General features: G+C 59.5%; 23 protein-coding genes. 16 read left to right on the top strand and 7 right to left on the bottom strand.

Annotation, left to right across the window (positions count from 1 at the left end; genetic code table 11):
• Positions 1-28: 28 nt before the first annotated feature.
• The 3 genes from NH395_RS12325 to NH395_RS12315 all read left to right on the top strand — a co-directional run bounded on the left by NH395_RS12325 (position 29) and on the right by NH395_RS12315 (position 4,003).
• Positions 29-907: a PA4780 family RIO1-like protein kinase gene (locus NH395_RS12325; RefSeq protein WP_092826621.1), complete on the top strand. Its 879-nt coding sequence runs from the start codon at positions 29-31 to the stop codon at positions 905-907.
• A gap of 167 nt (positions 908-1,074) precedes the next feature.
• On the top strand, positions 1,075-2,964 hold the full coding sequence (locus tag NH395_RS12320) for an ABC transporter ATP-binding protein (protein ID WP_290443818.1): 1,890 nt from the start codon (positions 1,075-1,077) through the stop codon (positions 2,962-2,964).
• Positions 2,965-2,995: 31 nt separating this feature from the next.
• Positions 2,996-4,003, top strand: coding sequence for an NAD(P)-dependent alcohol dehydrogenase (locus NH395_RS12315; RefSeq protein WP_253025204.1), 1,008 nt, complete (start codon positions 2,996-2,998; stop codon positions 4,001-4,003).
• Between the two features lie 97 nt (positions 4,004-4,100).
• On the opposite strand, the gene NH395_RS12310 is transcribed toward NH395_RS12315, so the two are convergent.
• Positions 4,101-4,832, bottom strand: coding sequence for a YebC/PmpR family DNA-binding transcriptional regulator (locus NH395_RS12310; RefSeq protein ID WP_253025202.1), 732 nt, complete (start codon positions 4,830-4,832; stop codon positions 4,101-4,103).
• A gap of 195 nt (positions 4,833-5,027) precedes the next feature.
• On the opposite strand from NH395_RS12310, the gene NH395_RS12305 reads away from it, so the two are divergent.
• Both NH395_RS12305 and NH395_RS12300 read left to right on the top strand, forming a co-directional pair.
• Positions 5,028-5,645, top strand: a complete 618-nt coding sequence (locus NH395_RS12305) for a LysE family transporter (RefSeq protein WP_253025200.1) — start codon at positions 5,028-5,030, stop codon at positions 5,643-5,645.
• An 87-nt stretch (positions 5,646-5,732) separates the two neighbouring features.
• Positions 5,733-6,218 carry a glutathione peroxidase gene (locus NH395_RS12300; protein WP_092826629.1) on the top strand — a complete coding sequence of 162 codons (486 nt, stop codon included), beginning with the start codon at positions 5,733-5,735 and terminating at the stop codon, positions 6,216-6,218.
• Here the strand turns inward: NH395_RS12300 and NH395_RS12295 are convergent.
• Entirely contained in the window at positions 6,215-6,598 is a 384-nt protein-coding gene (locus NH395_RS12295; protein ID WP_092827034.1) for a hypothetical protein, read from the bottom strand. The genes NH395_RS12300 and NH395_RS12295 overlap by 4 nt on opposite strands.
• Before the next feature lie 144 nt (positions 6,599-6,742).
• Here NH395_RS12295 and fabV point away from each other — a divergent pair, with 144 nt between their 5' ends.
• A complete protein-coding gene (gene fabV, locus NH395_RS12290; protein ID WP_253025198.1) occupies positions 6,743-7,948 on the top strand; it encodes an enoyl-ACP reductase FabV in 1,206 nt (401 codons plus the stop codon).
• A 164-nt stretch (positions 7,949-8,112) separates the two neighbouring features.
• On the top strand, positions 8,113-9,090 hold the full coding sequence (locus NH395_RS12285) for a GlxA family transcriptional regulator (protein ID WP_175474711.1): 978 nt from the start codon (positions 8,113-8,115) through the stop codon (positions 9,088-9,090).
• Here the strand turns inward: NH395_RS12285 and NH395_RS12280 are convergent.
• From NH395_RS12280 to NH395_RS12270, 3 genes are all read right to left on the bottom strand, one after another.
• Positions 9,082-9,876, bottom strand: a complete 795-nt coding sequence (locus tag NH395_RS12280) for an SDR family oxidoreductase (protein WP_253025196.1) — start codon at positions 9,874-9,876, stop codon at positions 9,082-9,084. The genes NH395_RS12285 and NH395_RS12280 overlap by 9 nt on opposite strands.
• 155 nt (positions 9,877-10,031) lie before the next feature.
• Positions 10,032-10,352 carry an antibiotic biosynthesis monooxygenase gene (locus NH395_RS12275; RefSeq protein WP_066321531.1) on the bottom strand — a complete coding sequence of 107 codons (321 nt, stop codon included), beginning with the start codon at positions 10,350-10,352 and terminating at the stop codon, positions 10,032-10,034.
• A gap of 109 nt (positions 10,353-10,461) precedes the next feature.
• Positions 10,462-11,502, bottom strand: a complete 1,041-nt coding sequence (locus tag NH395_RS12270) for a C45 family peptidase (RefSeq protein ID WP_253025194.1) — start codon at positions 11,500-11,502, stop codon at positions 10,462-10,464.
• A gap of 370 nt (positions 11,503-11,872) precedes the next feature.
• Between NH395_RS12270 and NH395_RS12265 the strand changes: the two genes are divergently transcribed.
• The 9 genes from NH395_RS12265 to NH395_RS12225 all read left to right on the top strand — a co-directional run bounded on the left by NH395_RS12265 (position 11,873) and on the right by NH395_RS12225 (position 21,292).
• Positions 11,873-13,087 carry an aspartate aminotransferase family protein gene (locus tag NH395_RS12265; RefSeq protein WP_253025192.1) on the top strand — a complete coding sequence of 405 codons (1,215 nt, stop codon included), beginning with the start codon at positions 11,873-11,875 and terminating at the stop codon, positions 13,085-13,087.
• A 47-nt stretch (positions 13,088-13,134) separates the two neighbouring features.
• Entirely contained in the window at positions 13,135-14,199 is a 1,065-nt protein-coding gene (locus NH395_RS12260; RefSeq protein WP_253025190.1) for an arginine N-succinyltransferase, read from the top strand.
• Positions 14,199-15,230, top strand: coding sequence for an arginine N-succinyltransferase (gene astA / locus NH395_RS12255; protein WP_253025188.1), 1,032 nt, complete (start codon positions 14,199-14,201; stop codon positions 15,228-15,230). Before NH395_RS12260 ends, astA begins: the two co-directional genes overlap by 1 nt.
• A 23-nt stretch (positions 15,231-15,253) precedes the next feature.
• Entirely contained in the window at positions 15,254-16,726 is a 1,473-nt protein-coding gene (gene astD / locus NH395_RS12250) for a succinylglutamate-semialdehyde dehydrogenase (RefSeq protein WP_253025176.1), read from the top strand.
• Positions 16,723-18,090 carry an N-succinylarginine dihydrolase gene (gene astB, locus NH395_RS12245; RefSeq protein WP_253025174.1) on the top strand — a complete coding sequence of 456 codons (1,368 nt, stop codon included), beginning with the start codon at positions 16,723-16,725 and terminating at the stop codon, positions 18,088-18,090. The genes astD and astB overlap by 4 nt, the downstream gene beginning before the upstream one ends.
• A 103-nt stretch (positions 18,091-18,193) precedes the next feature.
• Positions 18,194-18,619, top strand: coding sequence for a GNAT family N-acetyltransferase (locus NH395_RS12240; RefSeq protein WP_253025172.1), 426 nt, complete (start codon positions 18,194-18,196; stop codon positions 18,617-18,619).
• 36 nt (positions 18,620-18,655) lie between these two features.
• Complete coding sequence (gene bluB, locus NH395_RS12235) at positions 18,656-19,345, top strand: 5,6-dimethylbenzimidazole synthase (protein ID WP_253025170.1); 690 nt, start codon at positions 18,656-18,658, stop codon at positions 19,343-19,345.
• 56 nt (positions 19,346-19,401) lie between these two features.
• On the top strand, positions 19,402-19,878 hold the full coding sequence (locus NH395_RS12230) for a GNAT family N-acetyltransferase (protein ID WP_253025168.1): 477 nt from the start codon (positions 19,402-19,404) through the stop codon (positions 19,876-19,878).
• A 91-nt stretch (positions 19,879-19,969) separates the two neighbouring features.
• Positions 19,970-21,292, top strand: a complete 1,323-nt coding sequence (locus NH395_RS12225) for a DUF2252 family protein (protein ID WP_253025166.1) — start codon at positions 19,970-19,972, stop codon at positions 21,290-21,292.
• Positions 21,293-21,326: 34 nt separating this feature from the next.
• Here NH395_RS12225 and NH395_RS12220 read toward each other — a convergent pair whose 3' ends face one another.
• Entirely contained in the window at positions 21,327-23,126 is a 1,800-nt protein-coding gene (locus tag NH395_RS12220) for a diguanylate cyclase (RefSeq protein ID WP_253025164.1), read from the bottom strand.
• 270 nt (positions 23,127-23,396) lie between these two features.
• On the bottom strand, positions 23,397-24,452 hold the full coding sequence (locus tag NH395_RS12215) for an SPFH domain-containing protein (RefSeq protein ID WP_253025162.1): 1,056 nt from the start codon (positions 24,450-24,452) through the stop codon (positions 23,397-23,399).

The following is a 24,452-nucleotide window of genomic DNA, read 5'->3' as shown; positions in this document are numbered from 1 at the left end:
AACTGAAAAGGAGCCAACGCAGCGACCCATGAAAATTCCTAAACGATTACAGCCCTTGGTCGATGACGGCATGATCGACGAAGTGCTCATGCAATTGATGAGCGGTAAGGAAGCCCAGGTCTATGTGGTGCGCTGCGGCGAAGAGGAGCGCTGCGCCAAGGTCTTCAAAGAAGCCAAGCAGCGTAGCTTCAAGCAGGCGGCCCAGTACCAGGAAGGACGTAAAGAGCGAAACTCCCGCCGCGCCAGAGCAATGTCCAAGAAAACCCGTTACGGCCAGAAAGAGCAGGAGCAGGCCTGGCTCAACGCGGAAGTCGATGCGCTTTACCGGCTGGCCGGTGCAGGCGTGCGGGTACCGGAGCCCCACGGCTTTGTGGATGGCGTCCTGCTGATGGAAATGATCACCGACGCCGACGGCAACGTGGCTCCACGCCTGGACGAAGTCACCTTGACGCCGGAGCAGGCAGAGGCCTACTTCGCGAAGGTGATTCAGGACGTGGTGCGCATGCTGTGCGCCGGTTTGATTCACGGCGACCTGTCGGAGTTCAACGTGCTGGTGGATGCCCATGGACCGGTGATTATCGACCTGCCCCAGGCCGTTGACGCCGCCGGTAATAACAGCGCCGCGGCGATGCTGTATCGCGATGTGGATAACATGCGCAACTACTTCGGCCAGTACGCCCCCGCGCTTCTCGACACCCATTACGGCAAAGAAATGTGGGCACTGTACGAATCCGGCGAGCTGCATCCCGACAGCAAGCTCACCGGTCATTTCGACTTTGATACTCACATTGCCGACGTGGATGAACTGATGGAAGTCATCGACGACGCCAAAGAAGAAGAAGCCGAGCGCCAGGCGCGCATGCGCGACGACGGCGAGGATGATGGCGAGATTCCACAGCCTTATTGACGCTCCAAACGGTTAGCAGCAACGGCAAGTTTAGCCGGTACAGGATTGTGTCAACCACACCGCCGCAACAGCGCTGCTGGTTACTCGCCTGACCGGTAAGTGGTGGGACGGTTGGCTGCTGTGCTTCCGGCCTTCCTGCCCATCATCAAACGGAGGAAGGACTCTTCATGCTCTCGCGTATGCTCGCGCCAATGTTTCGTTACTTTGAAACGCGCGTTGACCCTTATCCTGAAGGTAAAGTGACGACACCACCCAAGGGGCTGGCGGCGTTCATCTGGCATTTTTCCCGCCCGGTTTGGCCGCTGTTGCTGCTGATGTCGCTGTTGACTGCCCTGGTCTCCGCCGCCGAGGTGGTGTTCTTCAGCTACATGGGCGAGCTGGTGGATTGGCTCGGCAAGGTGGAGCGGGAGAACTTCTGGGCCGAACATGGCCTGTGGCTTTCCGGGGTAGGGGTTCTGGTGCTGATTGGCCTGCCGCTGTTGGTCTTGGCGCAGTCATTGGTGACGCATCAGAGTATCTTCGGCAACTACCCGATGATCGGCCGCTGGCTATCGCATCGGCATATGCTCAGCCAGAGCCTGGCGTTTTATCAGGACGAGTTTGCCGGGCGCGTGTCGCAGAAAGTCATGCAGACGGCGCTGGCGATTCGCGAAACCGTCACCAAGGTAATGGATCTGCTGGTCTATGCCATCGTGTATTTCACCGGCGCGGCGATTTTGCTGGGCCGTGCTGATCCTTGGCTGCTGCTGCCCCTGGGGCTCTGGCTTGCTGGCTATTTGGCGATCATGTGGTTTTTCGTACCGCGCCTGCGGGATGTTTCCATGGCCCAGGCGGATGCCCGCGCCCAGATGACCGGTCGCGTAGTGGACAGCTACAGCAATATTCAGACCATCAAGCTGTTCGCCGACACCCAGCGGGAACAGGGCTACGCCAAGGATGCCATGGAAGGTTTCATGGGTACCGTGCACCGTCAAATGCGCCTGGTCACCATCATGAGCGTGTGCCTGACACTGCTGAATACGGCCCTGCTGGTGGGCACCGCGGGGATGGCAATCAGTGCCTGGTACCTGGACGCGATCTCATTGGGCGTGCTGGCCATTGCCATCGCGCTGGTCATGCGAATTCGTTTCATGTCGGACTGGATTTTATGGGAGGTCGCCGGGCTGTTTGAAAACATCGGTACGGTACAGGACGGCATGAACACGATCGCCCAGGAGCCCACCGTTCGTGATACACCCAATGCCCAGGCGCTAAGCGTTCCCCATGGGGCGATTGCTTTCGAGGGGCTGCGCTTCGGCTATGAACAAGCCAAAGGCGAGAACAGAACCGTGTTCGACGGCTTGAGTCTGACTATCGCGCCGGGTGAGAAAATCGGCCTGATCGGCCGCTCCGGGGCGGGTAAGTCGACCCTCGCCAATCTGCTGCTGCGTTTTTACGACCTTCAGGGCGGGCGCATTGTTATCGATGGGCAAGACATCGCCGGGGTTACGCAGACGTCGCTGCGCCACCAGATCGGCATGGTGACCCAGGACACCTCGCTACTACACCGTTCGCTGCGGGATAACATCCGCTACGGCAGTCCCCACGCCAATGATGACGACGTCTGGGAGGCGGTATGTCGCGCCCATGCGGATACCTTTATCAATGATCTGGTCGACCCGAAAGGGCGGCGTGGGCTGGACGCCCATGTGGGCGAGCGCGGCGTCAAGCTGTCCGGCGGCCAGCGGCAGCGCATCGCGATTGCCCGGGTGTTGCTCAAGAATGCCCCGATCCTGGTACTCGATGAGGCCACCTCGGCGCTGGACTCCGAGGTGGAAGCCGCCATCCAGGAGCAGCTCGATACCCTGATGGAAGGTAAAACGGTGATTGCGATTGCCCACCGGCTGTCCACCATTGCGATGCTCGACCGGCTTATCGTGGTCGATGAAGGCCGGATTGTCGAAAGCGGCACCCATGCCCAGTTACTGGAAAAGAATGGCATTTATGCGCGTCTATGGCGTCGGCAATCGGGTGGGTTCATCGGCCTTGATGTCGATGCTGTTAGCCCCAATGATTAATGTACCGACCATTCTGTCCAAAGAGGTGTTCATGCAAGCGATTCAACTCAATCAGCCCGGCGGTCTCGACAAGCTAACGGTAGTGGATCAAGCCGCGCCCGGCGAGCCGGGGAAAGGCGAAATTCGTGTGCGCTTGCACGCCAGTTCGCTGAACTTTCACGACTACGCCGTGGTAGCCGGGATGATCCCCACCGAGGAGGGGCGTATTCCCATGTCGGATGGCGCAGGCGTTGTCGACGCCGTCGGTGAAGGCGTGAGCGAGTTTTCCGTGGGCGACCCGGTGGTGTCGACGTTCTTCCCCGGCTGGCTGGAGGGCCCCGCGCGGGTCGGTGATTTCCGTACTACCCCCGGCGATGGCATCGATGGCTATGCGCGCGAGCAGGTGATCGCACCGGCCACCTCGTTCACCTATCAGCCGGCTGAGTACAGCCACGCCGAATCAGCCACCCTGACTACCGCTGGCCTCACCGCCTGGCGCGCATTGGTGGTCGATGGCGGACTGAAAGCTGGCGATACGGTGCTGGTACTGGGCACCGGCGGCGTGTCCATCTTTGCGCTGCAATTTGCCAAGATGATGGGCGCACGGGTCATCGCCACGTCGTCCTCCAATGAGAAGCTTGCCCGCCTGCGTGAATTGGGCGCGGAGCACACCATCAACTACAAAGAGACGCCCGAGTGGGGCAAGGCCGTCAAGGCGCTGACCGAAGGCGAGGGCGTTGATCATGTGGTGGAAGTGGGGGGCTCCGGCACGCTGCCGCAGTCGATCGATGCGGTCAAGATCGGCGGTCATATTGCACTGATCGGCATATTGACCGGCCGTGAGGGCGAGATTCCCACTGCCAAGCTGATGGCCAAGCAGGCCACCCTGAAAGGCTTGATCGTCGGCAGCCGTCGCGACCAGATTGAAATGATTCGCGCCATCGAGGCCAATGGCATGCGGCCGATTATCGACCGTGAATTCCCGCTGACCGACATCGCCGATGCCCTCCGTCACCAAGAGGCCGGGAAACACTTTGGCAAAATCTGCCTGACCTTCTAGTGATGGATAAGCCCCAAAGCGTTACTGTCAGGCCTTAGCGCCTGGTCCTGCCTTGCACCAGCGCCGCCATCATGGGCGGCGCTGGTGTATCAAGCATTTATTCGTCGTCTGAGGGCAGCTCAGCGCTATGGTAGACGTTTTGTACGTCGTCCAGATCGTTCAGCATGCCGAGCAGTTTTTCGAACATGGCCACATCGTCGCCTTCGACCGGCGTGGTGGTTTGCGGCAGGAACTGAATTTCATCGGCCTCGAACTCGATGTCGCCGAAGGTGTCGAGCAACGCCTGCTTGGCCTTGGCGTAGTCGGTATGCGGCGCAAACACGGTGATGCGGCCGTCTTCCTGCTCGATATCGGTGACGTCGACATCGGCTTCCATCAGTGCTTCCAGCACGGCTTCCTCGTCGTTACCGGCAAACGCGAAAATCGCGCAGTGGTCGAACATATGGCTGACGCTGCCGGGGGTGCCGATTTTGCTCTTGGTCTTGGTAAAGCAACCGCGCACGTCGCCGAAGGTGCGGTTGGGGTTGTCGGTCAAGCACTCGACAATCACCATGGCATTGCCGGGGCCGAAGCCCTCGTAGCGCGCCGCTGAAAAGTCTTCGCCGCCCGCCCCGCTGGCTTTATCCAGCGCCTTGTCGATCACGTGAGAGGGTACCTGATCCTTCTTGGCACGCTCCATCAGGCCGCGTAGCGCCAGGTTGCTATGGGGATCGGTGCCGCCCGACTTGGCGCAAACGTAGATCTCGCGACCGTACTTACTGTAAACCTTCGTCTTTGCATCGGCCGTTTTGGCCATGGATTCTTTACGGTTCTGAAAAGCCCTACCCATGTTGACGTCCTGTAATTAGTGATTCCCCCTGCTGATCAGGGTGTCATCAAAAAAGCCAAAGTTTACCCAACAGGATATCATGCTAACAGCGTTATTTGCGTAAGCGCAGGCGTCTCATCCCTCGACATGGCTTACAATGCAAGGCGTCATCATTTGCCGATGGTGAAAGGACAATAAACGATCTAGGAGGATCACATGCCATTCTCGCTATGGTTGTCGCTCGCGGCGGTATGCGCCATGGGCGCGATGTCACCGGGACCCAGTCTGGCGCTGGTGCTGCGCCATACCCTGGGTGGGGGGAGGCTGGTGGGCGTGACCGCGGCGTTATGCCATGCCGGTGGCGTTGGGCTCTATGCCCTGCTGACCGTGCTGGGCCTGGGCGCGCTGATTGTGCAGTGGCCGACCCTCTTCCAGTTGATTACCTGGGTAGGGGCGGCGTATCTTGCCTGGCTGGGCATTAAAGCGCTGCGTGCCGGTAGTGCCGGGGCGATGCAGCAACAGGCAATGGTCACGTCCGGCGCTCGGGCCGCCAGGGAGGGCGTGTTGGTGGCGCTGGGCAACCCCAAACTGATCCTTTTCTTCGTTGCGCTGCTCAGCCAGTTTGTCACGCCCGATATGAGCCTGGTTGCCAAAGCGCTCATCGTGGTCACGGCGATGGTCATTGACGGAGGATGGTACGTGCTGGTGGCCGTTGCCCTGTCGCATTCACGGGTGCTGCCCTGGCTTCAGCGCCGCGCCCACTGGATCAATCGGGTGACCGGGATTTTGCTGCTGGCATTGGCGCTTCGCGTGGTGGCCGGTCCGCTGGTCTAGGTTGGCAGAGACTGGCTTGGGGAACTGGTGCGTCGAGCATAGACATGGCATGGTAAGTGGCGAGGCGTTCCAGGGGGGAGGCGGCAGATGACATTTTACGATCAGGATTGTTACAACCACATGGGGCAGCCGTTTAACCTGCGGGCGTTGCAGGGGCAGGTGTTGCTGATCGTCAACGTCGCCAGCCGCTGTGGCTATACCCCGCAGCTCAAAGAGCTGGAAATGCTTTACCAACGCTATCGGGATCGCGGTTTCACGGTACTGGGGTTTCCCTGTGATCAGTTTGGCAAGCAGTCGCCGGAAAGCGCTGAGGCCTTTTGTACCTTTGGCGAGCAGCAATATGGCGTCACGTTTCCGCTCATGGAAAAAGTGCGGGTCAATGGCAGTGACGCCCACCCGTTGTTCGTGTTTTTAAAGCGCGAGGCCCCCGGCGTGTTGGGGACGACAATGATCAAATGGAATTTTACAAAATTCCTGGTCGGGCGTGATGGCAAGGTCATTGCGCGCTTTGGTCCCCGGGATCATGGCCGCTTGTTACGGCTACGTCTGGAACGCGCGCTCGACGAGGTTTAGGTCTCGCCGCGGGCGACCATTACCCGGTTCATCAACTCGTTCCAACGATGGCGGACCATCATGGTCGTCAGACCTGAAAACAGTGCCCAGCTCTTGCGCCGCCAGCCTGTCAAACGCAGGTTGTGGCTGACCAGTTGCTGCATCAGTTTGCGGTTATTGAACTCACGCCATTCGCTGGCAATGGACAGTTGATGGCGGGCCATCACTGGCGCCATCTCCAGGCGGAACATCCATTCAAGCTCTTTGAAGGTCATATCAAAGCGCTGAACGACCTCGACCATCTGGGCATAATCGCGCTCACTTGGCTCGCGGTCCAGCCATAACGGGGCCAGTGCCAACCATAAATCGCCACGTTCATCGACTAGCTGCTGTGCATTCATTAACAAAGCCTCACGGGCGGTCTGTGATAAAACAATATCCTGACGTGAAAGGTCCATAAGCTCAATAGCGGACAGCGCCGCTCTAGACCGCTAGAATAGTGCCACTGATGAGCTAAACACGTTATTTTGAAAGCGAGGTTCCCCTTGATTATCAAACCCAAAGTACGCGGCTTTATTTGCACGACCACCCACCCGGTCGGCTGCGAGCAGAACGTTCGCGAGCAGATCGAGGCCACTCGCGCCCGCAACCTGGATAAAAGCGCCGGGCCCAAAAAGGTGCTGGTGATCGGGGCTTCCAGTGGGTACGGCCTGGCGGCGCGCATTACCGCGGCGTTCGGCTACGGAGCGGATACCCTGGGGGTGTTCTTTGAAAAACCGGCGAACGAGAATAAGCCTGGCACAGCGGGTTGGTACAACAGCGCAGCGTTTGACAAGTTCGCCAAGCAGGAAGGCCTTTACAGCAAGTCGATCAACGGCGATGCGTTCTCCCACGAAGCGCGCCAGAAAGCCATCGAGCTGATCAAGCAGGACATGGGCGAAGTCGACCTGGTGGTCTACTCGCTGGCATCGCCGGTGCGCAAGCTGCCGGATAGCGGCGAGCTCAAGCGCTCGAGCCTCAAGCCGATTGGCGAAACCTACCGGGCGACCGCGATCGACACCAACAAGGACGCCATCATCGAAGCCGAGGTGGAGCCCGCCACCCAGCAGGAAATCGACGACACCATCACCGTGATGGGCGGCGAGGACTGGGAACTGTGGATGGATGCGCTGGACCAGGCCGGCGTGCTGGCCAAGGGCGCACGCAGCGTGGCGTTCAGCTATATCGGCACTGAGATCACCTGGCCGATCTACTGGCACGGCGCGCTGGGCAAGGCCAAGGAAGACCTGGACCGTGCCGCCGCGGCGATTGATGCCAAGCTGAAAGAGACCGGTGGCGGCGCTAACGTGGCGGTACTCAAGTCGGTGGTCACCCAGGCCAGCGCGGCGATCCCGGTGATGCCGCTGTATATCGCCATGGTGTATCGCATCATGAAAGAGCAGGGCGTCCACGAAGGCACGATCGATCAACTTAACCGCTTGTTCGGCGAGCGGCTCTATGCCCCGCAGGGCGGTGAGATGGCCACTGACGAAGTGGGCCGTCTGCGCCTGGATGACTGGGAGTTGCGCGACGATATCCAGAAGGCCTGCCAGGACCTGTGGTCGGAAGTCACTACCGATAACCTGTTCGAGATCACCGACTACGCAAGCTATAAACACGACTTCCTGAAGCTGTTTGGCTTCGAGCGCGACGATGTTGATTACGACGCCGATGTTGACCCGATGGTCGACTTTGATGTGGTCAACCTGTAAACCAGTTGCCGCTAAATGGCGGTATTAGCGTTATGAAAACGTCGGGCCTGGGAGCTCGGCGTTTTTGCATTTATACGTCATGTTTTGTTTACCGCGACGCGGCCACTGCCTTTATCCAGGCAATTGGTTAAGATGTCGGTTTGTTTTCGTCACGGCGGTTTTCCATGCAGCATAACCCGGTCAACTCCCCCAATGCCGCGTCGCGACGGCGGGTAGCGTTTGTGCTGCTGCCGGGGTTTTCGATGCTGGCGCATGCTGGCGCGCTGGAACCTTTGCAAATGGCCAACCAGCTCAGCGGGCAGATGCTTTATCACACCGTCACGCTGAGTATGGACGACGAAGCCGTTCGCAGTGGCGCGCAGCTTTCCGTGCTGGCGCAGCATACGCTGGCAGGCACGCCTGGGCCGCTTGATCTATTGCTGGTCTGCGCCCCGACGCCGCTGCCCTATGCGCTGCCCGCCAAGCTCAATGAATGGCTGCGGGGATACGTGGGGCGCGGCGTGATGCTGGGAGGGCTGGCGGGTGGCACCGAGGTGCTGGCGCGCTGCGGGCTGCTGGAAGGTTACCGCGCCACGCTGCCCTGGCAGCGGTTCGACGCCTTTTCCCAGGCCTATCCGCAAGTCACGCTTTCCCAGCAGCTGTTTGAGATTGATCGCGACCGGCTTTCCTGCGCAGGCGGCACGGCGGCGATGGACATGATGCTGACGCTTATCGGTCAGCACCACGGCGCTCGCCTGGCCGAGCAGGTCTCGGAACAGTTCGTTTGCGACCGGATTCGTCTGGCGGACGAACGCCAGCATGTGCCGCTGCGCAGCCGCTTGGGCCATGCACCGCAAAGCCTGGTGGATGCCGTGACGCTGATGGAAGCCAATATCGAGGAGCCGCTCTCTACCCTGGAGCTTGCCGAGCATCTGGGAATATCCCGGCGCCAGTTGGAGCGGCTGTTCAAGAAATACCTGCAGGCGGTGCCCAGCCGCTACTACCTGGACCTGCGTCTTCAGGAAGCCCGCAAGCAGCTACGGGAAAGCGACCTGGCGGTAGGCGATATTGCGTTTGCCACCGGCTTTTCTTCCGGGGCGCATTTTTCTACCGCCTACCGCCACCACTTCGGCATGACACCGAGGGAAGAGCGGTTAGGTTAGCGTATCGACAATGCCGCCTTCCACGCGTAGGGCGGCGCCGGTGGTGGCGCTGGCCTGGGGCGAGGCCGCATAGACGCTCATGCTGGCGACTTCCTCGGGGGTTGCCAGGCGCTGGATGATCGATGAGGGGCGGTTTTCCTGTACGAAGCGCGCTTCCACTTCGGCCTGGGAAGTGCCTTCTTTTTCCGCCATTTCACGAATCATGTTGAGCACCCCTTCTGAGCGGGTCGGCCCGGGCAGAATGGCATTGACGGTCACATTGGTGCCGCTCAATACCTTGGCAAGCCCCCGCGAGACCGACAGCAGCGCCGATTTGGTCATGCCGTAATGGACCATTTCGCTGGGGATGTTGATGCCCGATTCACTGGACAGGAACTGGATGCGGCCCCAGTTGCGCTCACGCATGCCTTGAGCGTAGTGGCGCGAAAGGCGCACGGCGCTCATGATGTTGACGTCGAAGAACTGCTGCCAGGTGGCGTCGTCGACCTCAAAAAAGTCCTGTGGGCCGAAGATGCCGACGTTGTTGATCAAGATATCGGTGCTGGGCTGTTGCTCGATCAGCGTCTGGCAGCCGTCGGCGGTGCCCAGGTCGGCGGCCACGCCCGTCGCTTTGGCGTTGGGAATGTCTTTCTTGATGGCCGCGATGGCCTCGTCAACGCGTGCCTGGGTGCGCCCGGTGATAACCACCTCGGCACCTGCATTGGCCAGGCCCTGGGCAATCGCAAAGCCGATACCTGCGGTCGAGCCGGTGATAATGGCGTGCTTGCCGTTGAGATCAATCTGCATGGAGTGCTCCTCTCGTCCTGAGTATCAGTACCTCACTACACAACGAATAACTTTATAGCTTGCTAAGGAATATGGGGCTCTTATAGCGCTCTTCAAGGGCGGCGATCTTCCATACCAGGCTCATTCATGCCAAATGTGATCGCTAGCCCGCCCGTTTATGACTCGGCATTCGGCGGCATCACCACCCACTCCGGCTCCTCGAATTCGCCGATCAGGCGGATCTCGCAGCAGGGGGCCGCACGGCGGATGATTTCCTTTATCTCCGGGTTGGGCTGGGCTTCCATGGCGTCGCGGCTGGCCTTGCTGTCCCAGTGGGCAATGGCGATCAGGGTGTTGGGATCGCCGATCTTGCGATGCAGCTCGGTACCGCGTGCCCCTGGCGCCTGCTGGATGAGCTGGCTGGCGCGGACCCAGGCATCGGCGTAGTCCTCGGCGCGGTAGCCGTCGCGGATATGCACTTCGAAGATATATTTCATGGCGCTTCTCCCTTTTGTTGTTGCTGAAGCTGTTGCTGCTGAAGCTTTCGATCCTGGGCCAGTGTATCCCGCCGACCCTCCTGATACAGCAGCCTCTGTTCTCGCGCCGCTAGTCGAGCGCGATGCTCAGCGTCTGCCGGGCCTTGCAGGGGTAGCCGTGGCGCAGGTGCAGGGTGCGCTCGTCGAGGTTCATCACCACCGCGAACAGGGTCTCCATGCGCTCGGCCTCGGGCAGGTCGATGTCAGTGTGCTTGCAGATCGACATGGGCGCATTGTGGTGGTCGCTCAGTACGTCGAACAGCGCCCTGAAGCTGGACTTGGGCGGTGGGTCGAGCAGCTCATTGAGGCGGCGCAGGCGCACATGGGAGTCGGGCTTGGGGAAGTCGGCGACACAGGCGGTGGCGGCCGCGGCGTAGAGGTGGTTGGTGTGGGTCACGCGCCCGTCGCGGGCCTCGAGTACCCCCGGCGGCCCGGGCTGGACCTCGAAACCGGCGGCCTGGCCTGCAGCGCTGGCGACCAGAAAGTGTGCCGGTGAGGCAACGCGGTCTTCCGCGACGATGCGCTGGGCGCTGGCGAAACCGTCGCTCTCGAGAAGCTTGCGCAGGGCGACGTGGATCGGCAGGCCGTCGCCGCAGGTCTGCGAGCGGATGGCGTTGAGACACACGCCGAGACCGTGGGCGTTGAGGCCGATCTTGGCCAGCATCCCGGCCTCGCCGACGCTGACCAGCGGCGGGGCGTCTTCGCCCTCTATGCGCAGTACCACCACGTTATCGAGCTGGTCGAGGCGCCAGTCCCAGTTCTGGGCCAGCCATTGGCGACCCTGCTGGTAGAGCGAGAAGGCGGAACAGCCGCCGCTGGCTTGGGTTAGCGAGATCTCGCTGCGGCAGTTGAGGGTGAGAATGTCGTCGCGCTGCAGGTCGGCGCCCTCGGCAATGCCCTCGAGCTCATCCAGGATCGCCGGAAAGCCGCGTTCGATAGCCGGTATAAAGCGCCGCGCCACCTGCCGGGCGGCGGCCCAGTCGAGGCCTGCAAAGTCTTGAAACAGCCGGTCATAGACCTCAATGCTGCTCTGAATCTGCGCGGCATGGCGCTGGCCATGGGCCACGCCAATGGCATGGCGGCTACCACGCAGGTGGGTTACGTCGAGCATGCGGCGTGCTCCTCGGGGGATTTCCTCAAGCCTACCGCGAACAGCGTTGAAGTGCAGGTGGGGCTTGGATATGCAGGCTCACGGATTTAGCCCTTGATGGCCGACACCGCACGCCGATGCCTGGGTCCCGTGCCTTATTCAATGTTTGAGGAAAGTGCGCCGCTTACAGCCACCAAAGGGCATCAGGCCTGAATACGTCAGAGATAGCGTGAGGTGAACAAGGGAGGATAAAGGATGGATAATAGAGTGTTACAAAAGGGGGCAGTTAAATGCTGCTTTTCATAATTTGCCGTCCCATTGCTGAAAGCAGTTACCCTATTCGTCCCCTTATACTGTTTTCATTCCCTTACTCCACTGGAGGTAGCGTCCCATGAGCCACACCCCAAGCCGTCAGGATTTCGATCACTATATGGCACCCAATTACGCCCCGCAGCAGGTCATCCCGGTGCGAGGTGAGAGTAGCCGCTTGTGGGACCAACAGGGGCGCGAATATATCGATTTTGCCGGGGGCATCGCGGTCAACTCCCTGGGGCACTGCCATCCGGTACTGGTCGAGGCGCTAAAGGACCAGGGTGAAAAGCTGTGGCACCTTTCCAATGTGTTTACCAACGAGCCAGCGCTGAACCTGGCCAAGGCGCTGGTCGATCGCACCTTCGCCGATAAGGTCTTCCTGTGCTCCTCCGGCGGTGAAGCCAATGAGGCTGCATTGAAGCTGGCTCGCCGCTGGGCAGTGGATCACCACGGTGAACATAAAGATAAAATCATCTCGTTTTATCAGTCGTTCCATGGCCGCACTTTTTTCACCGTGAGCGTGGGGGGGCAGCCCAAGTATTCGCAGGGCTTTGGCCCGGTGCCCGGTGGCATCCTGCATGCCGACTACAATGACCTGGAAAGCGTGCGCAAGCTGGTCGGCGATGACACCTGCGCGATCATTGTGGAGCCGATGCAGGGCGAGGGCGGTATCGTGCCTGGCAAGCAGGACTTCCTCCAGGGGCTGCGCGATCTGTGCGACGAGCACAATGCGCTGCTGATTTTTGATGAAGTGCAGACCGGTGTTGGCCGTAGCGGCGAACTCTACGCCTACAAGAATTACGGCATTACGCCGGATATCCTCACCAGCGCCAAATCGCTGGGCGGTGGTTTCCCTGTGGGGGCAATGCTGGCGACGGATGCGGTGGCAAAATCATTGGTCATTGGTACCCACGGTTCCACCTACGGCGGCAACGCGCTGGCATCTGCTGTTGCCCTGGCGGCGGTCGAGTTTATCGATACCCCCGAGGTGCTTGAAGGTGTCAAAAAGCGTCATGACCTGTTTCGCGAGCACCTTGAAACCATCAATCGCAAGCACGGCGTGTTTAAAGAGATTCGCGGCATGGGCCTGCTGATGGGCGCCCAAATGTCCGATGCCTATGAAGGGCGTGCCAAAGACATCCTCCCGCTGGCGATTGAAGAGGGATTGATGGCGTTGATTGCCGGGCCCAATGTGCTGCGCATGGCGCCTTCCCTGGTCATTCCGGAAGCGGACATTGCCGAAGGCATGGCCCGCCTGGAACGTGCGATTGAACGGTTAGTTGCCGCCGCATGAGTGAAGCCGCAGCAACAACTGTCTCAAATGCTGAGGGAGCGTTGAGGATGCTGGTAATTCGACCGGTGAAAATGGCCGACCTGTCGGCGCTGGAACAGCTAGCCGAGCACGCCGTGCCCAAGCTTACCAATCTACCCGCCAACCGCGAGCGTCTTGAAGAGCGCATTGTGCGCTCCGAGGCCGCCTTCAGCGGCGAGGTGGAGTTCCCCGGCAACGAGCACTATACGTTCGTGCTGGCGGACGACGCCAGTGGCGAAGTGCTGGGAACGGCGACCATCCGCGCTCAGGCAGGCGCTAATGAGGCCTATTACACCTATCGCCAGGAAACGCTGATTCACGCCTCCCAGCAGCTCAACGTGCGCCGGGAAGTGCAGACCCTGGCGCTTTCCCATGAAGTCTCGGATGCCACCCTGCTGTGTGCCTTTTCGCTCAATCCGCGCTACAAGGGCACCAGTGCCGAAAGCTTGCTACGCCGTGCACGGCTGATGTTTATCGCCCAGTACCCTGAGCGCTTTTCGTGCATTCTGGCGGTGGCATTCCCTGGCTATCTGGATACGCGCAGCGAGTCGCCGTTCTGGGAGAGCGTGGGGCGGCACTTTTTTGCCCGCAGCTTCCAGGAGATGAATCATATTGCCGGGGTGCGCTCGAAAAGCTTTATCGCCGAAGTCATGCCCCAGTTTCCTCTCTATTTACCGCTGCTAACGCCCCAGGCGCGGGCAGCGATTGGCCGTGAACACCCGGCCCACGAAGAGGCCCTGGAAGAAATGCTGGCGGAAGGCTTTGTGCGCTCGCGGCATGTGGATATTTTCGACGCCGGGCCGATTGTCAAAACCGAACGCGAGCGGCTGGAAACCTTCCGCTCGGCAGCGTGGCACCCGGTCCGGGTTCGCCCGGAACACGCGCTGCCTGATGCGGAACCGGCGATGATTGCCAACCAGAAGCTGGGGGGCTTTCGCTGCATTGTGGCGCGCTATGCGCTGTCGCCCACCGGTCAGTTGATGCTGTCCCCCGAGCACGCCGAACGCCTGGGCGTGGAAGAGGGCCGCGCGGTGCTCGCCGCGCCGTTAACCTTGCCCAGCGCGGTAGATGCGCTCGATGAAGGAGAAATGTAATGCGCATTCGACCCATTGCCCGGGATGATCTGGATGGTCTCCAGGCGCTTGCGCAGCAGGCCGGTGTGGGCTTTACCTCGTTGCCGGATAACCGCGAGTTCCTGGCTGGCAAGATTGAAGCAGCCGCCCGCGCCTTTGAAGAGCGCACCCCGGTGGATGACCGGCTGTATTTCTTCGTTCTGGAAGACGAAGACAACGGCGAGCTCGCCGGCTGCTGCGCGATTGAGGGCCAGGTTGGTCGCGAAGTGCCGTTCTACAATTACCGGCTGGGCACGCTGGCGCATTCCTCCATACAGCTGGACTTGCATCGCACCATCGACACGCTGTTTTTAAGCTCTGACCATACCGGCGATGCCGAGGTGTGCTCGCTGTTTCTGCGCCCAGAATACCGCGGCGAAGCCAACAAGCATCTGCGCAACGGTGCGCTGCTCTCCAAGGCGCGCTGGCTGTTTATCGCCCAGTTCCGCGACCGTTTCCCCGATAAAGTGCTGGCGGAAATGCGCGGCGTTTTTGATGAGCAAAACACCAGCCCCTTCTGGGAAAGCCTGGGCAAGCACTTTTTTCCCATGGATTTCAACGAGGCCGACCGCCTGACCGGCCTGGGGCAGAAGAGCTTTATCGGCGAGCTGATGCCCAAGTTTCCGATCTATACCACCTTTATGTCGGAAGAGGCGCGGGCCTGCATCGGCCAGGTGCATCGGCATACCCGTCCGGCCATGGAAATGCTCAGAAAAGAGGGACTGCGCTGGGAAGGTTATATCGATATTTTCGACGGTGGCCCCACGGTGGAGGCCTACATTGACGATGTGCGCGCCATCCGCAACTCGCGGCTCTGCCAGGTGGAAGTGGCCAATAGCGCGCCGCAAGAGAGCGTCAGCCGCTGGCTTGCCGCGACCACCGATATGCTCAGCTTTACCGCGAGCTGGATAGGCCGTGCACCCAGCGACGACAACACCATCGTGCTTGGCGAACAAGAAGCGCAGCGCCTAGGCGTTACCACCGGCGATACCCTACGGCTACTCGAGACCTAGGCGACGTTTACAGGAGAGTTTTTATGCACGCCCAACAGCAGCAACTGATCAATGGCGCCTGGGTAGCCGGCGAAGCGGCCATCTTGACCAAGGTCGACCCGGTGGCCGGGTCGCTGCTTTGGCAGGGGGCAGAAGCCTCCGGTGAACAGGTCGCCTCGGCCGTCAGCGCCGCACGGAGCGCCTTTCCCGATTGGGCGCGTACGCCGTTTGCCGAACGCCAGGCGCTGGTCGAGCGTTTTGTCGAGGTGCTGACCGCCCGCCGCGAAGCCTTGGCCGTCGCCATTGCCTCCGAGACCGGCAAGCCGCTCTGGGAAGCGCGCACCGAAGTGGGCGCAATGATCGGTAAAGTGGCGCTTTCCCTCAAGGCCTACCACGAGCGCACCGGCGAACGGGAAAAAGACGTCGGCAGCGCCAAAGCCGTGCTGCGCCACCGCCCCCACGGCGTGATGGCGGTGTTCGGCCCCTACAATTTCCCTGGCCACCTGCCCAACGGCCACATGGTACCCGCGCTGTTGGCGGGAAACTGTGTGGTCTTCAAGCCCAGCGACCAGACGCCGCTGACCGCGGATTTGACCCTGCAGTGCTGGCTGGAAGCCGGTCTGCCCGCAGGCGTCATCAATCTGGTGCAGGGTGGCGTGCCGGTCGGTCAGGCGCTGGCAGGCAGCCCCGATATCGATGGACTGCTGTTTACCGGTAGTGCCAAGGTGGGCGGCATGCTCCACCAGCAGTTTGCCGGTCAACTGGATAAAATCCTCGCGCTTGAGCTGGGTGGTAACAACCCGCTGGTGGTGAAAGATGTGGAAGATGAGCGCGCCGCGGTGCTGAGCATTCTGCAGTCGGCGTTCCTCTCCGGTGGCCAGCGCTGCACCTGTGCGCGGCGCTTGATGGTGCCAAAGGGTGAAGTCGGTGACAGGCTGATCGACGCGCTGTCTGACGCGATCGGCAAGCTGCACGTGGCGGACCAGTTCGAGGAAGAGCCCGCGCCGTTCTTCGGCGGGTTGGTCAGCGTGGCGGCGGCAGATGGCCTGCTCAAGGCCCAGGATGAGCTGGAGTCCATGGGCGGCACGGTGATCAATCGTATGCAGCGTCTACAGGACAATACCAGCCTGCTCAGCCCCGCGCTGATCGATGTGACTGGCTTGGACGTGCCCGACGAGGAGCACTTCGGCCCGCTGCTGAAAATCCACCGTTATAGCGACTGGGATGAAGCGCTACAGCTTGCCAACAACACCCGTTACGGTCTCTCGGCCGGGCTTATTGGCGGCGAGCAGGCCGACTGGGACGACTTCCTGCTGCGCATTCGCGCCGGGATCGTCAACTGGAACCGCCAGACTACCGGCGCGTCCGGCGATGCGCCCTTCGGCGGCGTGGGTGACAGCGGTAACCACCGTCCCAGCGCCTACTATGCGGCGGATTACTGCGCCTACCCGGTGGCCTCCATGGAAGCCGACACCCTGGAAATGCCCGACACCCTGCCCCCGGGAGTCAATCTATGAACACAACGGCCATCAGCAACGTCCAGGAAGTCAATTTCGACGGCCTGGTCGGCCCGACCCATAACTACTCGGGCCTGGCGGTGGGTAACGTGGCCTCCATGAGTCACGGCGGCCTGGTGTCCAGCCCCAAAGAGGGCGCCTTGCAGGGGCTTTTAAAGATGAAGTCGCTGATGGACGCGGGCTATGCCCAGGGCGTTCTGCCACCCCAGCAGCGGCCGGATATCGGTGCGCTGCGCGATCTGGGCTTCAGCGGCAGCAATAGCGACGTGCTGGCCCGCGCCGCCAAAGAGGCGCCGCAGCTGCTGCGCGCGGTCTGTTCGGCGTCCAGCATGTGGACCGCCAACGCGGGTACGATTACCCCAAGCCTGGACGCGCCGGATAGCCGGGTGCATTTCACCCCGGCCAATCTTCAGTCCAGCTTTCACCGCTACCTGGAACCGCAAACTACGGGGCGCGTACTAAGAGCGATTTTCCGCAACGAACAGCACTTTGCCCACCACCCGGTGCTGCCCGCCACCCCCGCCTTTGCCGACGAAGGCGCGGCCAACCATACCCGTCTATGCGGTGAGCACGGCGAGCCGGGCGTTCATCTGTTCGTGTATGGGCGTCAGGCGTTTGGCGGCGCGCGTAGCGGCGAGCGAGAGCCCAAGCGCTATCCTGCCAGGCAGACCCTGGAAGCCAGCCAGGCGGTGGCCCGCCAGCATGGGCTGACGGACGCGCAAACGGTGTTTGCCCAACAGCATCCGGAGGCCATCGACGCGGGTGTTTTCCACAACGACGTCATCGCCGTGGGTAACGGCCCCGTGCTGCTTTACCACGAAATGGCCTTTCTGGATGAAGAGGGCACGCTCGATGAGCTGCGCGCCAAAATGGCCACACCACTCATTCCTGTGCGAGTGCCTCAGGAAGCAGTGAGTATGGAAGACGCCGTGGCGTCTTATCTGTTCAACTCGCAGCTGCTCTCCAACCCGGATGGCACCATGACCCTGGTGGTGCCCGGCGAATGCCAGGAACGCGAGGCGGTATGGCGCACCATTCAGGATTCGCTGCTAGCGGGCAATAACCCCATCAGTGAGGTGATCGTCAAGGACGTCAAGCAGAGCATGCGCAACGGCGGCGGCCCCGCCTGCCTGCGGCTGCGCGTGGTTCTTTCCGAGGCAGAGCGAGCAGCGCTAACCGGCCGCGTGCTGCTCACCGATGCGCTCTGTGATGAGCTGACCGCATGGGTGGAGCGCCACTATCGCGACCGCCTTGCTGTGGACGACCTCAAAGACCCGCAGCTCGCAGAAGAGTCGCTGACAGCACTGGATGAACTCACCCAGCTGTTAAAGATCGGGTCTGTTTATCCGTTTCAGTTGGGGTAGGGCTTAAGCTAAGCTAACAACCAAAACGCCAAGGCAATGCCTTGGCGTTTTGCATACTATAAGTCCAAGATATCTCAGGTAACTAAAGCCTAGAGACACGCATATGGACGCCATCATTCGTCGAACTGATGACAAAGAGTTCGCAGCAAGAATAATTCGTCAAAATATGTCAGCCTACTACAAGCGGCTGGATATGCACTGGGATACCGACCTGTTTGATAAGCAGTGGGGTGATTTAGACAGCTACGAGCTGGTCATCAACGCTTCGCGAGTAGGGCTGCTATGCATAAATCACGATGAAAATGCCTACTACATTCGGGAACTACAAATTGATCAGAAGTGGCAGCGTCAAGGCGTAGGTACAGTGGCAATCCGCTACACGGAGGAAATTGCTAAGCAAGCAGGCATTCGCTTACTTCGGTTACGTGTATTTTGTATCAACCCCGCAAGCGCTTTGTACGAGCGAATGGGATTTCGCGTGCGTAAAACCGAGGGCGGGACTCACTATATGGAGCGGAGTATCCTTTAACGATAAAACCGACCAGGAAAAGGCGCCACCACCCACATGTCTACCTCGAACCCTTCTTTTTCCGATGCTGAGCGGCGTGGACTCTACCGCGCCATAAATGAGCGGCGCGATGTGCGCTCGCAGTTTCTGCCCGACCCGATTCCCCCTGAAGTACTAACACGACTGCTGGAGGCCGCGCATCATGCGCCTTCCGTGGGATTCATGCAGCCCTGGGATTTCATCGTGATTGAAAGTCGCAGCGTCAGGGAAACGGTGCTGGCGATGTTCGAGCAGGAGAACCAGAAGGCCGCCGAGCGCTTTGAAGGCGAGCGTAAAGAGCATTATCGCAGCCTCAAGCTGCAAGGGATTATGGAAAGCCCGTTGAATCTTTGCATTACCTGCGACCGTAGCCGTGGCGGGCCCCATGTGCTGGGGCGCAATAGCATTGTGGAAACCGATCTCTTCAGCACTTGTCTGGCGGTGCAAAACCTCTGGTTGGCTGCGAGGGTAGAAGGTATCGGTGTTGGCTGGGTGAGTATTCTTGACCAGGAACAGCTGAGCACGGCGTTAAACCTGCCTGAGCATGTTTACCCGCTGGCATATCTCTGCCTTGGCTACGTGAGCGAGTTTTTAGATCAGCCAGAGCTTGAAGCCAAAGGCTGGCGCTCCCGCTTGCCATTAAGTGAACTCGTTCATGGTGATCAATGGGGGCAGCCGCTTGCCGGTCCCTGGTTTGACGCGCTATAGCGCTATACCTTATTTGTCGCTAATGTATTCGCTCATGCTGAAGAAGAGCGTCATTTATGCAAAGTGATATCACCCTCAAGCGGCTAAGAGCCGACAATCCTAATGCTGAAATAGTCGCGGGCTGGACATATGAATCCTGGGGGCATTTGCATCCAGGCTTAACGCTGGAACAGGCTATTACACGATTGAAAGCCGAGTGTGGGCAGGGCGGTGTGCCTTCAATCTTTGTGGCGATGCAGGGCGAAACCCCGGTGGGAACCGCCAGCCTGATTGCCGATGACATGAGCATACGCCCTGAACTTACCCCTTGGCTGGCCTCCGTGTTTGTCGTGCCCGAGTGGCGGGGGCAGGGCATTGCCTCTGCATTGGTGCGCCGGGTAGAAGCAGAAGCCGTTGAGAACGGCATCGAGCACTTCTATCTCTACACCCCCGACCAGCAGGCGCTTTATCGGCATTTGGGTTGGCAAGATGTAGAAAGCCTTGAGTACCGGGGCGAACCCGTCACGGTGATGTCACGACAGTTGGGGCTTTAAAGGCGTATTGTGGCTTCCGTGACTTAATCTCTTAACGTTTGTCGCCTACCCTTAGACAAGACAGCATTTATGCACCCACAAAGGCATCGCAATGAGTCATGCACTAACGGGACACAACCGCCCCCAGCAAGTGATTGAAGCCATCCAGCAAGCCAACGCGCCCTTGGACGCGGCGACCCGCCAGGCCAAATTTGCCAAGATGGCGGCATCGCCATATCGTTTCTTCCGCGGTACCAATCATATGTACTGGCAAGACGTATGGCACGACTGGCGCTTTTCGCTGTTTGGGGGGTGGCCCAATACCCAAACCTGGTTGCAGGGTGACGCCCATGTCTACAATTTTGGTGCTTACGGTCATCATGATGACCAGGTGCGCTACGGCATGGACGACTTTGACGATGCGCTAATCGGCGATTACCAATACGACCTGTGGAGGCTGGCCATCAGCGTGGTATTGGATGGTCGTGAAAATGCCGAGCTTAGCCCCAAAGCCATTGATAAAGCCCTTGGCAAGCTACTAGAGGGGTACTATTACACGCTTGCGGATTATACCGACGATGTGCCCATCGAGGCAGTCACGCTGGATAGCGCCAAAGGTCAGTTGAAGCCTTTCATGAGCAAGGTGGCGGATAAGCAGAGCCGTGCGCGCATGTTGGAAAAATGGACCACGCTTGACGACCAGCGAGGTCGGCAGTTTGCGGAGCGCCCCGGTAAGCTCGCTAACTTGCCCGCTGATATGGCCAGTCAACTGCGTCGACTGATAGAGCAGGAATACCAGCAAACCCTTCAAGATGCTGCAAAAGAGAGCGACCCCCGCCATTTCCGCGTCAAAGACACCGCGCGTCGGCTGGACGCAGGTACCGGTTCGCTCGGGGTAGAGCGCTACTATGTACTGATTGAAGGCGGGGTCGACCACGAGCACGACGACATCATTCTGGATGTCAAAGAGCAGGTAACCCCGGAAGCCTATCGCTTCATGAGCAAGGCCCAACAGCAGGCATGGCGCAAGCTATTTCCCAATGAAGGTATTCGCCATGCGGCGGCGTTTCATGCCATTGCGGAACACCCGGATGCCTACCTTGGCTGGTTAACCATGAATGACAAGGTGTTTTCGGTCCGCGAGCGCTCTCCTTTCAAGAAGGATTTCCCTACCCATAAACTTTCCAGCGGAAAGCCGTATCGCAAGCTCGCACACCAGTGGGGGCAGATTCTCGCCCGGGAACACCTGCGGGGGGCGAAAGCGCTGAATAGCGGGGATCATAGACCTTTTGCCATGGCGATCTGCCAGCGACTTAAAGGGCGTGAAGAACAGTTTGTGGAGGTGGTGTCGACCCTCGCGGTGGCTTACGCGGATTGCGTCGAACAGGACTATGGCGTGTTCATTGATCATTTTCTGGCGACCGATTCCCCCTAAGCCTCAGGCGCTGCTTGGATGAACGGAACACAGGTTACTGTGGTTGCCGTCGGCCAAGTATAAAGCCATGTTCCTCGAATGACTCAGACCATACAACGCAGCGGTTACGGCCGCTGCGTTTGGCGTGATAAAGCGCTTCATCAGCGAGTCGAAGAAGCTTATGCGGGTTTGGAGCATGATCGGGGTAGGTGGCAATGCCGCAAGACAGCGTGATTGGCCTGAGCGGGACGCCTTGATGAGCACAGGCGCATTGGGCGACGGCGTCTAACAGCGCGTTGGCACTGGACTCGGCCGAATCGGCCGAGGCTTCCGGGAGCAGGGCAACAAACTCTTCGCCTCCGATTCGGCAGACCACCCCTAACTCCATAAAATGCTGGCTGAGTAACGCGGCCATTTTAACCAGCACCGCATCGCCTGCATCGTGGCCAAAGTGATCGTTGATGTCTTTGAAATGGTCCAGGTCCAACATGAGCAGAGAAAGCTGGCTGCCATGCTGTTGAGCGCGGCGGCACTCATGGTCGAATACCGTATTGAAATGGCGTCGGTTGTGAAGGCCGGTGAGAGGGTCTTCAAACGAAAGCCCCTCCAGCTCCTGAACAAGCTGGCCAAGTTCTGCTGTGCGTTCGGTAACTTGCTGTTCAAGGGTTTCGTTGGCCGTTGCCAGTTGCTGCTGGGTGCGTCGGTAGTGCCATAGAAATATAGTCGCAATTGCCAGAGAAAAAGCTAAGCTGCCATAGCTTAATGGCACCGTTCGCCAGGCCACGAAGCCATGGGCGACAACCATGTCGGCGAGCAGCAGGGGAGCAAAAAAGGTGAAGCTTAGCACCAGCAAGCGCTGTTCGAGATTGAGCCTGCTGAAGCGAAATAGCGCGAGCAACAGCATGAACGGCATGGTCACGGCGAGCAAGACATCAAACACAGGGAAGGTTATCGATAGGCTGATAAAGCCTAACTGCACCAGGCCAATGGCCATCACCAGGTAGGCCAGGTGTAAGGCCCAGAGTCGCTTGATCCAGCGCTTGGCGGTGCCTTCAAGCCAATGGCTGAGCAACATCCCCAGCGCGATCGGAAGGGTATAGTAGCTGCCTGCTCTGAGCATATCCCAGGCCAGGGGGCCATCGGCGATCAATTGGCGGGCGGGTGCCTCGGCGAGCAGCATCAGCCCGGAGGCGTAGGCAAACAGCGCGATGGCCAGGAAACCACGCCGTTCAGGCCCGATAAGGGCGAAAAGGGTGGCCAGAATGCCCAGCACCAATACGAGCGCACTGACGCCAAGATCCTGGGCGGACTCATGGATGACGTGTTTGAGTACATCGATACGCTCCATTATCTGCACTTCGCCCCAAAGACCAATGCTGGTGTAGTAGGAATAGAGCCGGAAAGTAAGTACCTGGCCAGCCGCCCCTTCCGGCAGGTCGATCATATGCCAGGGCCAGCCAGCAAAATCGCCTCGCCCCTGGTCGTCAAATTCGCCGTACTGATAAATCAGCTCATCGCCGAGGTAGGCCTGGCCGATTAAATTGATACTGGTGATATAAAGGACGGGGTCATTCCAATCGCCCTCAGGCAAGGTTGTGCGTAACCAAAGGTGCTGATGCCCTTCACGGCCTGGTGGGTTGGAAGGGGAGGCTGCTGATTGCCAGTCGGCGGATTCATCATCCAACCACTCGGGCTCGCCGTTCGCATTCAGGGGGGAGTCGCCCCAACGGTACTCCCAGTCCATTAGCGGCTGGGGCAGGGCTTCCGCTTTGAGGCCATCAGAGAGTATCGCCAACACAATAAATGAGACGATCAGCAGAATGCGATGTCGTATGGCGAACCCACGGCGCAGCATGGCGAACGTCCTCGTATGATAGCGATCATTCCGCTGATGAAAGGCATCAACAATATACGGCGAGAGGCTGATGCAGCGAGGTACAGTAGCGTTAGTACGTTGATCCCAATCTTAACTAAAAAGCGAGTCAAAGTGGTGCTGTTTCTTCAACGATTTTTTGTCCCGGCCTCATGAAAAGGCCATAAAAAAACCGGACTGTCGCCAGCCCGGTCGGATCGCGTTGCTTCGGGGGGCACAAGGACCATCACCAGGAGCCTCCTTTGCTAATACCTACTGGCCGCTGGCAGCCCCGCCAACGACACCACCCTGGAAGCCGCTTTCGCGACTGCCGTTACGGTTTTTGAGGTGGCTGGCCACGGTGTCTTCCGGCGACCCCGCCATTTCGCGGAACATGCCCATGGAGCCAAGCAGGGCAGAGGACTCGTAGGGCACGAAAACCCGTTCGCCGTCTTTAGCCATGTTGGGCAGCCCCTTGATATAGCTCTGGCCCAGCAGATAGCCCACCACGGTGCGCTTGTTCTCTTCGCTATCGCCAATCGCGCTGAGTACCAGCTTGATCGATTCCTGCTCGCCCTGGGCGCGCAAAATCGCAGATTCTTTATCGCCCTCGGCATTCAGGATTGAGGATTCACGCTGGCCCTGCGCCATGGCGATGGCGGCGGATTTTTCGCCTTCTGCCTCGGTAACGGTGGCACGACGCTTACGCTCGGCGGCCATCTGTAGACGCATGGCGGACTCGACTTCATCCGGCATGGCGATATCCTGCACTTCAACGCGAGAGATTTTGACGCCCCACTTGGAGGCAGGCTCTTCCATGGCCGCCTGAATCTCATTGTTGACCTCTGCGCGGGACTCGAACAGCTTATCCAGCTCCATCTTGCCAACCACCGAACGCAGCGTGGTCTTGGCCAGTACTTCCACGGCCTGACTCATGTTCTCGACTTCATAGACCGCACGTTTCGGGTCGATAATCTGATAGTAGAGTGCGCCATTGATGCGCACGGTGACGTTATCGGTGGTCACCACCGGCTGGCCCGGGAAATCCATCACCGTTTCGCGGCGGTCGATACGCGTTTCATCGCTGGTAATGGCCGTGTAGTCCTCGCCCATTTTGCGGTAGCGAAGCATGGTGATGGCACGCGGCTGCTCGATAAACGGCACAATAATATTGATGCCGCTTTCGAGTACGCGATGAAACGAACCGAGTCGCTCGATGACCATCACCTCGGATTGGCGAACGATCACCAGGCCTTTCGAAATGATCAGTATGCCGATGACGACAATGATCAGGCTTATCAGTAGGCCTGGGCTAATGGGTAAATCCAT

The sequence above is a fragment of the Halomonas sp. Mc5H-6 genome (assembly GCF_024124705.1).
In the GTDB taxonomy this organism is placed as follows: Bacteria; Pseudomonadota; Gammaproteobacteria; order Pseudomonadales; family Halomonadaceae; genus Vreelandella; species Vreelandella subterranea.
Note: the sequence above shows the minus strand (reverse complement) of the source record. Positions and strands in the feature narration are given on the sequence as shown.

Excerpts from the sequence above, each read along its gene's own strand:
- NH395_RS12325 (WP_092826621.1), top strand. The coding sequence starts at position 29 with ATGAAAATTCCTAAACGATTACAGCCCTTGGTCGATGACGGCATGATC.
- NH395_RS12320 (WP_290443818.1), top strand. The coding sequence starts at position 1,075 with ATGCTCTCGCGTATGCTCGCGCCAATGTTTCGTTACTTTGAAACGCGC.
- NH395_RS12315 (WP_253025204.1), top strand. The coding sequence starts at position 2,996 with ATGCAAGCGATTCAACTCAATCAGCCCGGCGGTCTCGACAAGCTAACG.
- NH395_RS12310 (WP_253025202.1), bottom strand. The coding sequence starts at position 4,832 with ATGGGTAGGGCTTTTCAGAACCGTAAAGAATCCATGGCCAAAACGGCC.
- NH395_RS12305 (WP_253025200.1), top strand. The coding sequence starts at position 5,028 with ATGCCATTCTCGCTATGGTTGTCGCTCGCGGCGGTATGCGCCATGGGC.
- NH395_RS12300 (WP_092826629.1), top strand. The coding sequence starts at position 5,733 with ATGACATTTTACGATCAGGATTGTTACAACCACATGGGGCAGCCGTTT.
- NH395_RS12295 (WP_092827034.1), bottom strand. The coding sequence starts at position 6,598 with ATGAATGCACAGCAGCTAGTCGATGAACGTGGCGATTTATGGTTGGCA.
- NH395_RS12285 (WP_175474711.1), top strand. The coding sequence starts at position 8,113 with ATGCAGCATAACCCGGTCAACTCCCCCAATGCCGCGTCGCGACGGCGG.
- NH395_RS12280 (WP_253025196.1), bottom strand. The coding sequence starts at position 9,876 with ATGCAGATTGATCTCAACGGCAAGCACGCCATTATCACCGGCTCGACC.
- NH395_RS12275 (WP_066321531.1), bottom strand. The coding sequence starts at position 10,352 with ATGAAATATATCTTCGAAGTGCATATCCGCGACGGCTACCGCGCCGAG.
- NH395_RS12270 (WP_253025194.1), bottom strand. The coding sequence starts at position 11,502 with ATGCTCGACGTAACCCACCTGCGTGGTAGCCGCCATGCCATTGGCGTG.
- NH395_RS12265 (WP_253025192.1), top strand. The coding sequence starts at position 11,873 with ATGAGCCACACCCCAAGCCGTCAGGATTTCGATCACTATATGGCACCC.
- NH395_RS12260 (WP_253025190.1), top strand. The coding sequence starts at position 13,135 with ATGCTGGTAATTCGACCGGTGAAAATGGCCGACCTGTCGGCGCTGGAA.
- astA (WP_253025188.1), top strand. The coding sequence starts at position 14,199 with ATGCGCATTCGACCCATTGCCCGGGATGATCTGGATGGTCTCCAGGCG.
- astD (WP_253025176.1), top strand. The coding sequence starts at position 15,254 with ATGCACGCCCAACAGCAGCAACTGATCAATGGCGCCTGGGTAGCCGGC.
- astB (WP_253025174.1), top strand. The coding sequence starts at position 16,723 with ATGAACACAACGGCCATCAGCAACGTCCAGGAAGTCAATTTCGACGGC.
- NH395_RS12240 (WP_253025172.1), top strand. The coding sequence starts at position 18,194 with ATGGACGCCATCATTCGTCGAACTGATGACAAAGAGTTCGCAGCAAGA.
- bluB (WP_253025170.1), top strand. The coding sequence starts at position 18,656 with ATGTCTACCTCGAACCCTTCTTTTTCCGATGCTGAGCGGCGTGGACTC.
- NH395_RS12230 (WP_253025168.1), top strand. The coding sequence starts at position 19,402 with ATGCAAAGTGATATCACCCTCAAGCGGCTAAGAGCCGACAATCCTAAT.
- NH395_RS12225 (WP_253025166.1), top strand. The coding sequence starts at position 19,970 with ATGAGTCATGCACTAACGGGACACAACCGCCCCCAGCAAGTGATTGAA.
- NH395_RS12220 (WP_253025164.1), bottom strand. The coding sequence starts at position 23,126 with ATGCTGCGCCGTGGGTTCGCCATACGACATCGCATTCTGCTGATCGTC.
- NH395_RS12215 (WP_253025162.1), bottom strand. The coding sequence starts at position 24,452 with ATGGATTTACCCATTAGCCCAGGCCTACTGATAAGCCTGATCATTGTC.